The following is a 14,950-nucleotide window of genomic DNA, read 5'->3' on the forward strand; positions in this document are numbered from 1 at the left end:
ACGTCCCGTCCAGTGGTCGGTGGTGACGAAGTGTCATGTCCTGTGACGTCCCGTCCAGTGGTCGGTGGTGACGAAGTGTCATGTCCTGTGGGTTGTCATCTGCGCCGAGGATCGGCGGTGCAGCCGGACAGGCGCTCGTCGGCGGCCGGGCGGGCGCCGGGCAGCTCGTAGTCCCGGGGACGGCCGACCGGCGCTCCCCAACTTCTCTGCGTACCCGCAATTGCCCGGCCCCTCATTGTCGCGGGCACGGCCGCGCGCCACGGTTGGCAGTACCAGGCACTGAAGAGCACGGGCAGGAGCCCCGAAATGATCAGCACCGAGAATGCCCGCCCCGCAGCCGAGCAAGCCCCCGCGCTGCGCACCACGTCCGCCGTTCCGGAGTCCGTGGCCACCCTACGGCGTTTCGCAAGGCACACCGCCACGCGCTGGCTGCTGCCGGCAGACGTCCAGGAGGCGCTCTGCCTGGTGGTCACCGAGCTGGTCACCAACGTGGTTCTGCACAGTGGGAGCCCGCAGGTCACGCTGCTGCTCGCCCGAGACCGCGACGGTGTCACCGCCGAGATCCGGGACGCGGGCCGGTGGAAGAAGCGCACCACCCGCCGCGTCGTCGAGGAGGACGCCGACGCGCTGTGCGGCCGGGGGCTGCAACTGGTCGGCGCTTACACGACCGCGTGGACGCGGCTCACCACCGCCGCAGGCACCCAGGTCATCGCCCGGTTCGCCATGTGACCTGTCACCGCCAGCGCGCACCGCAGGCCCGTGACCCGGCTCGCCCGGACAGGCACGGCCCGGAAACCAAGCGCCGACGAGCGGCCCCACCGCCGATGGTCGCGTTTGCCCGCACCCAACGCGCGTTCTAGCGTGGTGGAGGGTGAAGAGGGTGATCGTGTGGTGGCGGTTGTCGACTCCGGTGCGGTGACGTTCGGCGGGGGCTTCGCGTTTGTCGGCCGTGAGCGTGAGCTCCACCTGCTGCTGGCCGCGATCCGGCGTCCGCCGGCTGTGATCCTCATCGAGGGTGAGGCCGGTATCGGCAAGTCCCGCCTGGTCAGTGAGGCCCTCTCGGCCCTGGCCGGCGACGAACGGCGGGTGCTGACGGGTTTCTGCCATCCATTGCGCGAACCCTTTCCGTTCGGCCCGGTGGTGGACGCGCTGCGCACGGCGGGCCGGTGGCTGCCGGCCACGGGCATCCCCCCGACCGCGGGCGCACTCGCCCCGCTCCTGCCCGACCTGGCGCACCGCCTCCCGCCCTCACCCCCCAGGCCCGAGGACGACGCCGCCCAGCGCTACCAGATCGTCCAGGCGGTGCGATCCGTCCTCACGGTCATCGGACCCGCCGTCCTCGTGGTGGAGGACCTCCACTGGGCCGACGAGGCCACCCGCGGCCTGCTCCTGCTGCTCGCCCGCGACCTGCCCGAACACCTCAGCCTCGTCCTCACCTACCGCCCCGAGGACCTGCCCTCCCAGACCCCCGTCCTCGGCGCCGCCTACCGCCGCCCGCCCGGCACCAACGGCACCACGATCCGCCTCACCCCGATGACCGAGCACGAGGTGACCGACCTCGCCCGCGCCGCACTCGGCGGCCACGCCACACCCGCCCTCACCGCAGTCCTGCACCGCCGCAGCGAAGGCCTGCCTCTCACCGCCGAAGAGGACCTCATCACCCTCCTCGAGCACTCGAGACTGCACGGCTACCGCGACGCCACCGCCCAACTCGGCCGCGCCGAGGTCCCGCACGGACTACGCGAAGCCGTCACCGAACGCCTCAGAGCCCTGACCGAGGCCGGCGCGGCGATCACCGACAGCGCCGCCGTCCTCGCCGTCCCCGCCACCGAAGAACTTCTCACCAAGGTTGCCGCCCTGGAACCCGCGCTCGGCGCCGAGGGCCTCACCGACGCCCTGCGCGCCTCGATCCTGCGCGAGAGCGACGAAGGCCACTACGTCTTCCGCCACGTCCTCGCCCAGCAGGTCGCCTACCAGCACATCCCCGGACCGCAACGCACCCGCCTCCACCACCGGGCCATCGAACAACTGCGGACCCGTCAACCCGCCCCCCTCGTGCAGATCGCCCACCACACCCTCGCCGCCGGCGACCGCGAAACCTGGTACCGCCGCGCCGAGGAAGCCGCTGACCAGGCCACCACCCTGGGCGACACCGGCACCGCCGCTGCCCTGCTCCACCAGATCCTCGAACAACCCCGAACCGACACCGACCTGCGCTCACGAGCAGCCCTCACCCTGGCCCGGATCGTCGTCAACGGCGTGGACTACACGGCCAGCGCCGCCGCGCTGCGCCGAATCCTCGCCGACCCCCAACTCCCGGAAGCCAGCCGCGGCGAGGTCCGCCTGGGCCTGGGCCTGCTCATGGTCAACCACGCCGGCGACCGCTCGGGCGTCCGCGAACTCGAAACAGCCGTCCAGGAACTGACCACTCGGCCCGAACGCGCGGCCAGGGCAATGACCGCCTTGGCGCAGGACGAGCGGATCGGCGGCTTCGAACAGGCACTGGCCTGGCTGGACCGCGCCGAGCAAGCTGTCCGGGAAAGCCCGGACGAAGCCATCCGGGCAACCGTGCAGGCCACCCGCCTCACCCTCCTAGCCGACGCCGGAGACCCCAGCGTCTGGGACCAGCTGGACCAGCTGCCGCGCCGGTCGGACGTCGCGGAAGTACTGCGCCAGACCGTCCGTGCGCTGTTCAACTGCGGCGATGGCGCCATCGGTCTCGGCCACGACCGCCGAGCCAGAGCCCTGATCACCGAGAGCCGGGAGCTGGCCCCCCGCGTGGGCACCCCGGTCCTCGACTGCTACAGCCGGGTCGACCTGCTGCGGCTGGACTTCCTGGCCGGCCGCTGGGAGGGGATCGAGGAACGGTTCGCCGCGCTCACCGCCGAGTACCCGGACATCTCTCTGGCCGATGCCGAGCAGACCATGCTCCATGCGGAGCTGGCCCACGTCAGGGGCAGGTATGCCCAGGCCCTCGAACTGTTCAAGGAAGCTGCCGACCAAGGCAGAAGGGACATGCAGGTCAACCGGGAACTCCGGGCCGCCGCCGGGATGGCCGGCACCCGGCTCGCCCAGCAGGCGCCGGAAGACGCCTGGGCAGTCGCCGCCCCCGCTGTAGCCGTGCTGCAGCAGGCCGAAACCTGGGCCCTGTACTCCAGTCTGGTGCCGGTCGCGGTCGAGGCCGCCCTGGCCAGCGGCCACCGCCACGACGCCCAGCAGCTCACCACCGACGCCGAACACGGCCTGCACGGCGCGGACTCGCCCGCGGGCGCGGCCAACCTTCATTCAGCCCGCGCGATCCTGCTCCGCGCCGACGAGCCGGACCGCGCCGCCGAACACTTCGCCCACTCCCGTCGCCGCTGGCAGGAGATCGGGCGCCCCTACGAAGCCGCCCGCGCCGCCGAACACCTCGCCGAAACCCTCGTGCACTCCCACCGCGCCGACGCCGCAGCGCACCTTAGCGAAGCCATCGACACCTACACCCGCCTCGGCGCCACCGCCGACCTCGCACGCTGCCAACACACCCAGCACGAACTCGGGCTCGCCCAGCCGGCCGGCCGCGGCCGCCGCGGCTACGGCGGCCAGCTCTCACCCCGCGAACATCAGGTCGCCGAACTCCTCGTCCAACGAGCCACCAACCAGGACATCGCCGAAACCCTCTTCCTCTCCCCCCGCACAGTCGAACACCACGTCGCCCAGGTCCTCAAGAAACTGCACACCACCAGGAAAGCCGTCCACGAGGTCTACCCGGACGAACCGTCCGGGACCTGACGGACGATGATCGCCGGATCGGCGTTTGCCGATCCGGCGATCATCGCGGACCTCGGAATCGGATCCACGGACGACGAGACACCGGCCCCGTCCGGAAGTCACGGCTTTCCCAGTGCCAGTGGGCTAGGAGGGGATGGAGACAAGCGGCCTGCTCGGCCGGTCAGGACGCCTTGACGGCGAAGATGCGAACGTTCGGCGCGGTCGGCAGCGTGATCGACGCCAGGGACTTGCCGGACGTGATCGGCACCGACCTCGTGTAGAGGCAGTACCCCGTGCCCGCGTCCGCCGGGCCACTGGTGTCATTGCGCCCGAAGACCTTGAACGCGACCGTCGCCGGGTAGGTCGTCGCGCTCGCGCAGCTCCAGCTGGGGAAGCCCCACGTCGACGTGCTGGACGTGCCGTCGCTGTAGTTGAGGCGGATCGTCCCGCCGGCTTCGCCGATGCCGGAGGCGCCGAGGAAGTTCACCTTCGACCCGGTGTACTGGTAGTCGATCGTCTGGCCGACCGGCTTGACGGAGTCGAAGTTCCCGGACGTGGTGTTGGGCCAGGTGTAGTCGACGCCGCCGATGCTGACGGTCTGCCCGGCCTTGACGCTCAGCGCCGTTCCGTTCGGCAGCTGGGCGTTGCCGGCCAGCCGGTCGGACGACAGGGTGCGGCCGCTCGCGTCCCAGGTGCCTGCGGTCGGGGCGTCGCCGTCGGTGATCGCGGTGGCGTTGCGGGCGTTGGATCCGTCGGTCCCGAAGTTCCAGCCGGTGTACGTCGCGGTGGCGCCGACCTTGAGGCGGTACATGGCCACTGTGCCCGCCGGCACGGTGACGCTGAAGTTGCCGTTCGCGTCGATGGACGTGACGTCGGGTCCCAGGATCGTGGTGAGCGAGAACGCCTTCGCGGACGTCCCGATCACCGATCCCCTGGTCGCGGCCGTGACCGGCGCGGTGGCCGAACGGTTCATGATCGCGACCGCGTAGTCACCGTTGCTCAACGGCTTGGCGAAGACGTCGTACCCGGTGCCCTGGGCGACCCGCCTGGCCGCAACGGCCAAGGCGTCCTGTCCCACCGCGATCAGGTCGGCCTTCTTCATCAGGGCCGCCTGCGTGGACGAGATGGCACCGCTGTTGTTGGAGTTGCGGATCATCGCGACCATGTGGCTGTTCTGCATCGCCCACATCGCGTAGCCACCGAGCTTGTTGTCGGCCGTCAGGGACGAGTCGTCGAAGTACAGCCGGTCGAGGTCGAGGGTGTGGCCCTGCTTGCTGTAGGGGCGCAGTTGCTCGGCCATGTCGACGAGTCCGACGGTGCCCGCCCAGCTCGTCCCGCCGACGTCGCCGCCCACGCGGTAGGCGTGTCCGGCCGGCGCGAGGCTGTTCATCAGGCGCTGGTAGAGCGGCGTGTTGTAGGTGTCGTTCTTCCAGTTCGCGTACGCGGGCGCGGAGATGTTGAGCATCATCGACCGGCGCTTGGCGGGGTCGGCGTCGGCCTTGACCGCGTTGATCGCGGCAGCTGCCCGGCGCGCCGACTCGATGGCCGCGTTGATCTCAAGGTCGGTGTCGAGGACGGTGAAGCAGCACTTGTTGGTCGTGTTCGGCTCACCGCAGTAGTCGAGCTTGATGTAGTCGGCGCCGACGCTCGCGAAGTACTTGAAGTCCTTGTCGAAGTTGTCGTAGCTGCCGGGTGCGGCGGCCGAGCGCCCACCCGAGTCGCACATGTACTTGCCGCCGCTGGTGTAGACCCCGAAGAACAGCCCCTTGCCGTGCAGGTAGTCGCCGACATCCTTCAGGCCGTTGGGGTACTTCGTCGGCGACGGGATGAGGTTGCCGGTGGTGGTGTCGCGTCCGTTCGTGCAGTTCGGCACGACCGTGGCGCTGGTGTCCCAGTCAGTGCAGTCGGACCGTACGGCCCAGGTGTCATCGAACGAGACGGTGTTCCAGCCAAGATCGGCCAGACCGGTGGAGACGGCGTCGTCAGCGGTCTTCTTCATGCTGGCCGCAGTCGTCTTGGACCAGGATTCCGAGCGGAGGATCATCTTCGGCGTCTTGGCATACGAGTGATCGACGTTGACCGTGTCGCTCGGGACGATCCGCGACAGCGCGACCGAGGGTTGCGCCGTGGTCGTCACGACGACAGAGAGGGTTGTCGTCACGACGAGCAGGACAGCGGCCATCCGGCCGGCCCGGCGAGGCCCGGTGGTTCTCCGCTGTCGAGTGGGGGTGCCGGCGTGCGCGGCTGGGGTCGTGATCAACGCTGAGAGCGCGGCGGTGCGCTGGGGGAAAGGCACAGGGAGCTCCTTGATGGGCGGTACACAATTCGAGCGGGCGTGGCGAATCCTTCGCAGTGCCGGTTTCGAGGAAGAGGTCCCGCCGCTGGGTGACAGCTGAGCCGGGCGGCGCAGCCGTCCGGCGGCCGGGTTCTTAGCGCGCCATCTTGCGACCACATCAGATCAGAGTCAAGGCCCTGTACATCGAATGACCACGATGGGATCAATTGATCGGATGGTGCCCTTCTGAATCGCGGCACCACCGCGCTTATGACCGACGAGGCCATCGGGCGTGCGACGGGAAATCGGCGCGAACGACGATGCCGGTCGAGCGAATGATTTGGTAAGGATCTCCTTGACCCCGATCTTGCGCGCTGAGGATACTGCGGGGCACATCACAGCAGTCATCGCGTCGGCCCGACCCTCCGGCCTCGTCAGGCCCCGTCCCGGCCCCCGCCGCGCGTTCCCTCTTCGCAAGACCGGCCCGAAGAATCCCGGCCGCCCGCCAGCACATCGCCCCCCGACACGGGGGCTGCGGTCGCCGCGTCCAGCGTCCCCACGGACGGGGACAAGGCACCGGCCGGAGCATGCTTGCGACCCCTCCCCCTCAGGTCCCACTCCCCATGGAGGCAGTGATGCACCACCACGCCCTTCGTCCGTGCTCACGCGTCGCGTCGGCCGCAGCTCTGGTGCTCGCCCTCAGCGGGACGCTCGTCACCGGCCCCGCAGCCGGCGCGACGCCGGTACCGGTGGCGATCACGGTGGACCCCCTGCGGGCGGGCTACGTCGACGAGAGCTTCACCGGATTCAGTTACGAGAAGGACCGGATGGCGGCCGGCACCTTCGACGCGTCCAACACCGCGCTGGTCAACATGTTCAAGCTGCTGGGTCACGGCTACCTTCGTATCGGTGGGAACCTGGTCAACCACGCCACGTGGAAGTCGAGCGGTACGGGCGGAGTGATCGGGGAGATCGCGCCGGCCGATGTCGACAAGCTGGCCGGCTTCCTCCAGGCCACCGGCTGGAAGGTCATCTACGGCATCAACGGGACGAGCCGCTTCCTCAGTGACAGCGACATCAGCCGGGGGGTCGTCCCCAACACTGCGGACAACGCCGCCAGTGAGGCCGAATACGCGGCACAGAAGCTGGGCACCAATCTCGTCGCCTTCGAGATCGGCAACGAGCCCAACCAGTACTCCAGCGCGAACACGCTGACCGACTACGAGGCCGTCTACGAGTCGTTCACCTCGAAGATCCTCCAGAAGGTCCCGGGAGCGAAGTTCGACGGACCGGGATGTCTCTACTCCGAGAGCTGGGCCTCTCCGTTCGCCACGAAGGAGCAGGCCACCCCGCTGGCCTTCCTTGCCGCGCACTACTACATCGGCGGCCCCAGCTCGACGACCACGACGGCCAGCATGATGATGAGCAACCCGTCGGGTCCCCTCAGCACCAACACCAAGCTGGACGCCGCCGCACAGTCCATCGGCCTCGGCTGGCGCATGACCGAGGCCAACTCCTACTACACGGGAGGAAAGGCCGACGTCAGCAACACGAAGGCCGCGTCACTCTGGTCGCTGGACTTCATGGAGGGCGTGGCCGAGCACGGCGGGTCGGGGGTGAACTTCCACGGCGGCGTCTCGTCCCAGTTCACGCTCTACTACACGCCGATCTCGTTCAACGCCGACGGTGTCACCCCCGCCGGCGTGCAGAGCGTCTACTACGGCCAACTGCTGTGGAAGCTGGCGGGAACCGGCCGTCTGCACAAGACGGCCATCACCGCGGACCCCAGTGTCACCGCCTCGCCCGGCGTCACCGCGTGGGGGATCGGCAACAACGTCATCGTCAACAACAAGAGCAACTACCCGATCACGACAACCATCACCCTGGCGGACACTGCCACCTCGGCCAAGTCCTACGAACTGGGGGGTGCCCAGCTGAGCACGAAGAGCGTCACCGTCGGCGGTGGCACTGTCGACGCCAACGGCAGTTTCAACGGAACGCCGACCAACCTGACCGTGACCGGTACGACCAAGGTGACCGTGACCGTCCCGGCACACGACGCCACGGTGGTCATCACACAGTGACTCGGTGAACCTCGCCGGCGTCCCTGACCGCGCAATGCAACGCCGGGGCTCTCGAACAGCTCCCGTCATCCACGTCACCCTCGTGCAGGACGGGAGTACGGGCACCGGGGAGGCCCCGTCCGGGCGGGCGGCAAGTGACGCATCCCCAACCGGGACACGTCCGGCTCTGCCCGCTGTCCCTCGGAAGTCCCGGCAGGTTCTGCCGGGACTTCCGGCGCGTTGTCGGACGCCGGACGTTCCAGTGATGAGCGGCCCGCCCCGTGCTCGGCCGGCAGTTCGGTGAACACCTCGCGCAGCTGCAGCTCGCCGTGGGCGGCCGCTTGTCGAAGACCCGCTTGCCCACCGGGGGCGGGCGAGGTGCTCCCCGCCTGCCCCCAGGATGCCGATCCAATAGGGCGCGGACGCAGCCGATGTCGATGCTCACGGCACGGACTGAAGCGCCCGCAGTGCTGCGGCCAGCGACGGCCGACGACGAGCTCACCAGGAGGCGGGCCCGCCCGGAGCCCCAGCGGCTCCGGGCGGGCACAGCCCGGGCTCAGCCTTCGATCCGGTGGGTGCTCCAGAAGGAGGTCAGGTCAGTGCTGGTGGCTGCCTGGGCGGCGGCCTTGAACTTGGCAGTGGTGGAGATACCGTTCCAGTTCGCGGTGGTGTAGCTCTTCAGCAGGTCGGCCATCGCGGTGTCGCCGATCAGGCGGCGCAGGTCGTGCAGGGCGCACTTGCCGTAGCCGTAGACGACGGCGGAGTAGCGGGTGGAGTGGGCGTCCCAGTAGGCCATCGAGTTGGTGATCTTCTCGTCGGCGGAGGCCCAGGCGACGTTCTTCCAGCAGCCGGTGCCGTTCTTGCCGAGGGCGAGGTCGGTGGCGTAGTCGGTGAACGACTCGTCCAGCCAGGGGCTGGTGTACTCGTCGTCGCCGACGATGCCGTAGAACCACTGGTGGCCGATCTCGTGGGTCAGGGCGGTGTCGGATACCAGGTCGAGGACGAAACCGGGGTACTCCATGCCCCCGAACCAGAAGTTGTTGTCGATGACGGCGTCCAACTCGCCGTAGGGGTAGGCGCCGAAGCGGGCGGCGTGCGCGTCGACCGCGTTCTTGGCGGTGGTGAGCATGGCGCCGGCGTCGGCGGAGCTTATGCCGCTCACCGAGTAGAGGTTGATCCGGGTACCGGCGGCCGAGGTGCCACTGGTCTTCGTGAACGGACCGGCCGCCCAGGCGAAGTCGCGGACCTTGCTCGCGGTGGCCCGGGTGACGGTCCGTCCGGCGGAGCCGGCGGTGGCGGTGGAGGTGCCGGTGGCGGGGACCAGCAGGGTGTTCGGGTGGTCGAGGGTGACGTCGAAGTCGGAGGAGAGGCTGTAGAAGGACTCTCCGTTGTTGGTGTAGGGGTCGAGGTGCCAGCCGGCCGCGTCACGGACGGCGAGGACCGGTAGTGCGTTTCCGACGAAGTTGAACGCACCGTCGTGGCCGAACCGGTCGGCGCCGTTGGGCACGGTGATGCCGAGGTCGAAGCCGATGGTGCTGCTCTGGCCCTGGGCCAGCGGAGCGGGCAGGGTGACCTTGAGGGCGGTGCAGTTGACGGACAGGCCCCCCGCGGTTCCGCCGGTGATGTTGGTGACGGTGATCGGCATGGAGGCGCAGCTGCCGTGCGCGTTGTCCCACAGCCGCAGGTAGACGTCGCTCAGCGCGGTCGCGGAGGTGTTCGTGAAGCGGACGCTTTCGTGGCCGTTCCAGACCGTGCCCGCTGAGTCGCTCGTCAGGCTGACCGTGTACGCCGGCGTTCCGGGGGTGCGGGTCGGGTCCGCCGTCGGTGTCGGCGTGGTGCTGCCGGAGGTGTTCAGCGCGATGTCGTCCAGCACGAAGCTGGTCTGCCGGCTGGAGTCTTCGGTGCCGCTGAAGGAGAGCGCGATGCTCTGCCCGGTGAAGGACGAGACGTCGAACGACTTCTGTACGTATCCGGTTCTGGCGTCCAAGTTGGACCAGGTGGCCAGGGTGGTGCCGCCGATCTTGGCGGTCAACCTGTCGTACGCGACCGAGGTGGTGGTCTCGGTGGTGTCGACATGCAGCCAGAGGGTGAGGGTGGCGGAGGTGCAGTCGGCGGGGAGGGCCAGGGTCTGCGACAGCGTGTCGGTATGGCTGCTGCCGTAACCGTTGAGCCAGGCGAACCGGGTGCCGCCGTGCGGGCTCTGCCCGCCATCGCTCGTGATCACTCCGCTGGACGCCGCCCACGGCGAAGTGCCGGACTCGAAGCCGCCGTTGGCGACCACCTGGGTGGTGGCGCAACCCGCGAGCGGCGTGGTGCCGCCGGCGGCCAGCGCAGTGGTTCCCGCCCCGGCGATCAGCGCGGCGGTGGTCATGAAGGGGAGGAGTGTGCCTCTCATTGCGTCCTCTCGGAGGTGGGGGCTTCCCTGTGCCGCTCCCGGTGGTCGGCGAGGAGCGTGGTGGGCGGCCCGGGTGTCGGCGTTGTGCCAGCCGGTGGTGACCGCGGTGTCGTCGATCAGGGTGGGGCGGCCTCAGCCGGTGGTGACCGCGGTGTCGTCGATCAGGAAGCTGGTCCGGAGGGAGGAGTCCTCGGTGCCGGTGAACTTGATCGTGACGGTCTTGCCCTTGAAGGCCGACAGGTCGAGCGTGCGTTGGACGTATCCGGCGGTGGCGTCGGCGTTGGAGTAAGTGGTCAGGACGGTCGTGGTCGTGCCGTTGACGACCTGGACCTTGAGGGTGTCGTAGGCGGTGCTGCCGGTCTCAGCGGTGGTGATCTTGTTCCAGAAGGTGAGCTTGGGGGCCGAGGCGGTGGCCGGGATGGTCACCGACTGGGAGAGGGTGTCGGTGTGGGCGGAGCCGTAGCCGTTCAGCCAGGCGTAGTAGGAGCCGGTGCGCGGGGAGGCGTTGGTGTCGCTGGTGATGACGCCGGAGGACGCGCTCCAGGGGGCGGTGCCGGACTCGAAGCCGGGGTTGAGCAGCAGGTTGCCGCCCGGGGTCGGGGTGGGGCTGGGGGTCGGGGCAGCGCCGCCGCAGGTCGTGGCGGTCGGGGCGACGTTCACCGCGCTCCAGGCTTTCTCGACCGTGGCGCACTCGGTGCTGCCGGCGCCGTACAGGTCCCTGGCGGCCTTGACGGTGGCAGTGCGGGCACCCGGGTAGTCGGTGGCGGAGACCATGTAGGTCGACAGCGCGCGGTACCAGATCTTGGCGGACTTGTCGTTGCCGATGCCGACGACGGCCGTGCCGTCACAGGTCGGGCTGTTGCCCCACTGGGATTGGCCGGAGCCGACCGCGAGCAGGTAGAAGAGGTGGTTGCCCACGCCCGACGAGTAGTGCGGGTTCAGGTTCTTGGTGCCGGCGGACCAGCAGTCGACCGACTTGCCGTCCTTGCTCGGCTTGTCCATCCAACGCAGCGGGGTGCCGTTGCCGTTGATGTCGATCTTCTCGCCGATGAGGTAGTCGGGGGCGTCCGCCGCGTTGTTGGCGTTGAACTCCACCATCGTGCCCATGATGTCGCTGGTGGCCTCGTTCAGGCCGCCGGCGTCGCCGTAGTAGACCAGTCCGGCGGTGGCGGCTGTGACGCCGTGGCTCATCTCGTGGCCGGCCACGTCGATCTCGGTGAACGGCTTGGAGCCCACGTCCCCGTCGCCGTAGATCATCGAGAAACTGTCGTCGTCCCAGCCGGCGTTGCCGTAGTTGGTGCCGTAGTGGACGAAGGAGCGGGCGCCGGCTCCGTTGTTCTTGATGCCGTTGCGGCCCAGCACGTTCTTGTAGAAGTCCCAGGTGGCCTGGATTCCGTAGTGGGCGTCGACGGCGACGGTGGCGCGGTCGGTGAGGGCGCCGTTGCCCCAGACGTTGTCGGCGTCGGCGAAGGCGATGCCCCAGCCGGCTGACGGGGTGTCATTGGTGGCGGTCTTGTTCTGGGCGTCGCGGGTCTCGCCGTTGCCGCGGTCGGGGTCGACGAGGGTGTAGGTGGTGCCGGAGCCGGTGGTGGAGAGGGTGACCTTGCCGGTCTGGTAGCCGTTGCCGGTGCCGGTGCCGGAGGAGGCGACCGCGGTTGCCGTGGTGTTGCCGGTGGCGGTTCCGCGGGCGTGCACGTTCTCGGGTAGGAAGGCCGAGTAGGCGTCCCAACTCTGGCCGGTGGCACCGGTTCTGGCATCCACCAGGACGTGCAGGTGGCTCGGCGACTGATCGTCGGCGGTGCCGTTGACGACGACCTCCCAGACCAGCTTGGGGTCGGTCCCGAGGGCGTCGACCTTCAGTGTGGCGGTGGTGGTCTTCCTGGTGCCCTTGAAGAGTTCGATGGCGGTGGCGATCGCCTGCTGGTCGGTGACTGAGGGGGTCACCGAGAGGCTGAGCGGGGCCTGGAGGTTGAGGGTGGTGGTGTCGAGCCGGCCGTCGGGGGCGGAGTGGACGATCACGTCACCGCCCAGGACCGGCAGGCCCTGGTAGGTCCGGTCGAAGTGGACGTGCCGAGCGTTGTCGGCGTCCACCAGGGAACGGCGGGGCGTGAAGGTGTCGTGGGGACTGGCCCTGACCGCCTGGGGGTGGGCGGCAACCTGGGCGGCGGCATCTTGGGCGGCCTGGCTCGTGGAGACCTTGGGCTGCGGGGGGACGGCGGGTACGGCGGACGCGGTGACGCCGCCGGCTATCGCGAGGCCGGCGACCGAAAGAGCCAGCGAGCCGAGAAGAAAGGTGCGCTTCATGACGCCGCAGCGTGGCGGTGTATTCATGCGCGCGTCAATGCATAAGCGGGGACTGGGAAACCAGCGAGGGCGGTGCTCTTGGTTCCTGTGTCCTGGCCGGGTGTTTAGTTCATCAGCGTGACCTGGGATTTTATATCCCGAGCCGGCAAGGCGACATGATAGACATGTGACGCACATCACATGGAGAGGATTGTGGGCTGGGCGAACCATTCGGAATGCTGTCCTGGGACTCCCTCCCTCGGTATTGACAAGGAGTTCGCGGGCTGGTTTCGACACTCTGCTGATGAACCTGGACCCTCCTGAGCACGCAGGCAAGGGCGTCTGTGCTTCCGGGTGGGATGCCCCGAAGCTTCGGTTCTGCAGCCGTTTTGGCAATCCTTATGGATTCCTCTGCTGACCGGCTGCGAAATTAAGCCCGAAGTCCGCAGATCGAGCTGCCACGAGCACAAATTCTGTCCGCAGGTGACGAGGAGAAGGTGTGCCAGGGTCTTCCGACGAGAGGTGGTGAATTGCCACGCCACCTGTACCCGCGCAAGCCTCCGCCTTCGACCATCCGGCCTGGGTCCCGGTCACCGTTGCGCACACCTCGGCGTTCCGGTGAGCGAGTGCGGCGCATACGCGAGCATTGGACAGTACGGACCTGGTCGGTCTTGCCGGCGGATCGCCGGCCACCACGCCTTCCACCTGGTGACGACGGATGCGAGGGTTGAATAGAGTTCGGCCGTCCGGCCGGGCGGTCACCGAGTGGCGCGACAACCATCGAGGTAGTGCATGAGTGGTGAGGGGCCGATCAGTTCGCGGGAGCTGAAGTTCCGGGCGCTCGCCGCGGACCTTCGCCGCAACATCACCGACGGCACCTGGCCCGTCGGCAGCAAACTGCCCACCGACGAGTCGCTGGCCGCCGAGTCCGGGATGTCGATCTCCACGGTTCGCCGGGCCTACGACGAACTGGTGGGAGCCGGGCTGGTGGAGCGCCGGCAGGGCGCGGGCACATTCGTCACCACCCGGGTGCCGCCCTCACCCCAGCGGCAGATCGTCGTCGGCGTCGTCGTGCCGACCACGACGCTGTACTTCCCCCGGGTGGTACGCGGCATCGAGGCGACCCTGGGCGCCGCACGGGCCCGCACCGTCCTGGCCTGCTCGGACTACGACCTGCACACGGAGAATGCGGCCATCGAGGAGCTGATCACCGGCGGAGTGTCCGGCCTGCTGCTGGTCCCGTCCCTGCACGAGCTGGCCGATCCCATCGCACGCGGTGAGGAACTGCGCCGCCTGCCGGTCCCGGTCGTCCTGGTCGAACGGAGACTGGCCGCCGCGGGGCCCGCAGACACGATGGAATACGTCTGCACCAACCACGAAGCCGGCGCCTACGAGGCGGTACGCCACCTGCACGATCTCGGTCACAGCCGGATCGGCCTGCTGTTGCGCACCGACGGCCCCACCGCCGGTGCGATCGTCTCCGGCTACGAGTGGGCGCGCACCGCGTTCGGCCTGCCCGCAGTGCCACGGCAGGAGGACCGCCTGGCGGCCTGGACATCGGAACGGGCCGACGAGGCGCTCCGCGCGGTCCGCGCGGCCAAGGCCACCGCCGTCCTGTGCTTCGGCGAGCTGGAGGCGCTCACCTTCCTCGGCGCGACGGCCAGGGCCGGCCTGTCGGTGCCCGGCGACCTGGCACTGGTGGCCTACGACAACGAGCTCGGCGAGACCGCGCCGGTCCCGCTGACCTCCGTCTCACCGCCCAAGTTCCAGATCGGCCAGCTCGCCGCCCGCGTGCTGCTGCAGCGCCTGCGGTTCGGCGAGGCCTTCCCCGTGCACCAGATCCGGCTGCGCCCGCGCCTTGTGGTCCGTGCCTCCTGCGGCGGCCGAGGCGGATCGGCCGACACCGACACACCGCCGGTGCTCTAGCTCCACCCGTGCGTGCACTGCGGGCGCCCGCCCGCAGCCCCGGCCGACCGGCCGCGCTCCGGCCCGCCGGGGCAGGTGCCCAACGAGACGTAATGGCAGCTGAGTTGACCGGCGGGGCGGCAGAGCCACCCGCCCGCGCCGCGCCCGTCCTGCGGCAACGTCGCCCGATCCGCAACCCGGGGGAAGGGCCGCAGCAACGCGCCGGTAGGAGCGAAGGATTCGGTGAGGACTTTCTTGACCCTCATCTGGCGCGGTAGT

The 14,950-nt window shown here is 69.2% G+C and carries 7 protein-coding genes; 4 read left to right on the forward strand and 3 right to left on the reverse strand.

All coding sequences use genetic code 11. The features are described from left to right. The first annotated feature begins 306 nt into the window (after positions 1-306). Positions 307-729, forward strand: coding sequence for an ATP-binding protein (locus tag ASC99_RS27270; RefSeq protein ID WP_057236915.1), 423 nt, complete (start codon positions 307-309; stop codon positions 727-729). A gap of 162 nt (positions 730-891) precedes the next feature. Next, positions 892-3,771 (forward strand): AAA family ATPase, encoded by a 2,880-nt coding sequence (locus ASC99_RS27275; protein ID WP_057236999.1) that lies wholly within the window; start codon positions 892-894, stop codon positions 3,769-3,771. 160 nt (positions 3,772-3,931) lie between these two features. Here the strand turns inward: ASC99_RS27275 and ASC99_RS27280 are convergent, their stop codons facing one another. Continuing rightward, positions 3,932-5,887, reverse strand: a complete 1,956-nt coding sequence (locus ASC99_RS27280; RefSeq protein WP_162257929.1) for a hypothetical protein — start codon at positions 5,885-5,887, stop codon at positions 3,932-3,934. Positions 5,888-6,660: 773 nt separating this feature from the next. Between ASC99_RS27280 and ASC99_RS27285 the strand changes: the two genes are divergently transcribed. Further along, a complete protein-coding gene (locus tag ASC99_RS27285; protein ID WP_057236918.1) occupies positions 6,661-8,109 on the forward strand; it encodes a hypothetical protein in 1,449 nt (482 codons plus the stop codon). A gap of 535 nt (positions 8,110-8,644) precedes the next feature. On the opposite strand, the gene ASC99_RS27290 is transcribed toward ASC99_RS27285, so the two are convergent. Both ASC99_RS27290 and ASC99_RS27295 read right to left on the reverse strand, forming a co-directional pair. Continuing rightward, positions 8,645-10,483: a M1 family metallopeptidase gene (locus ASC99_RS27290; protein WP_057236920.1), complete on the reverse strand. Its 1,839-nt coding sequence runs from the start codon at positions 10,481-10,483 to the stop codon at positions 8,645-8,647. A gap of 132 nt (positions 10,484-10,615) precedes the next feature. Continuing rightward, positions 10,616-12,787, reverse strand: coding sequence for a M4 family metallopeptidase (locus tag ASC99_RS27295; protein WP_057236922.1), 2,172 nt, complete (start codon positions 12,785-12,787; stop codon positions 10,616-10,618). Positions 12,788-13,558: 771 nt separating this feature from the next. On the opposite strand from ASC99_RS27295, the gene ASC99_RS27300 reads away from it, so the two are divergent. After that, positions 13,559-14,692, forward strand: a complete 1,134-nt coding sequence (locus ASC99_RS27300) for a substrate-binding domain-containing protein (protein WP_057236924.1) — start codon at positions 13,559-13,561, stop codon at positions 14,690-14,692. Positions 14,693-14,950: the final 258 nt, after the last annotated feature.

The sequence above is a fragment of the Kitasatospora sp. Root107 genome, assembly GCF_001424875.1.
Taxonomy (GTDB): Bacteria; Actinomycetota; Actinomycetes; order Streptomycetales; family Streptomycetaceae; genus Kitasatospora.

Excerpts from the sequence above, each read along its gene's own strand:
- ASC99_RS27270 (WP_057236915.1), top strand. The coding sequence starts at position 307 with ATGATCAGCACCGAGAATGCCCGCCCCGCAGCCGAGCAAGCCCCCGCG.
- ASC99_RS27295 (WP_057236922.1), bottom strand. The coding sequence starts at position 12,787 with ATGAAGCGCACCTTTCTTCTCGGCTCGCTGGCTCTTTCGGTCGCCGGC.
- ASC99_RS27285 (WP_057236918.1), top strand. The coding sequence starts at position 6,661 with ATGCACCACCACGCCCTTCGTCCGTGCTCACGCGTCGCGTCGGCCGCA.
- ASC99_RS27300 (WP_057236924.1), top strand. The coding sequence starts at position 13,559 with ATGAGTGGTGAGGGGCCGATCAGTTCGCGGGAGCTGAAGTTCCGGGCG.
- ASC99_RS27290 (WP_057236920.1), bottom strand. The coding sequence starts at position 10,483 with ATGAGAGGCACACTCCTCCCCTTCATGACCACCGCCGCGCTGATCGCC.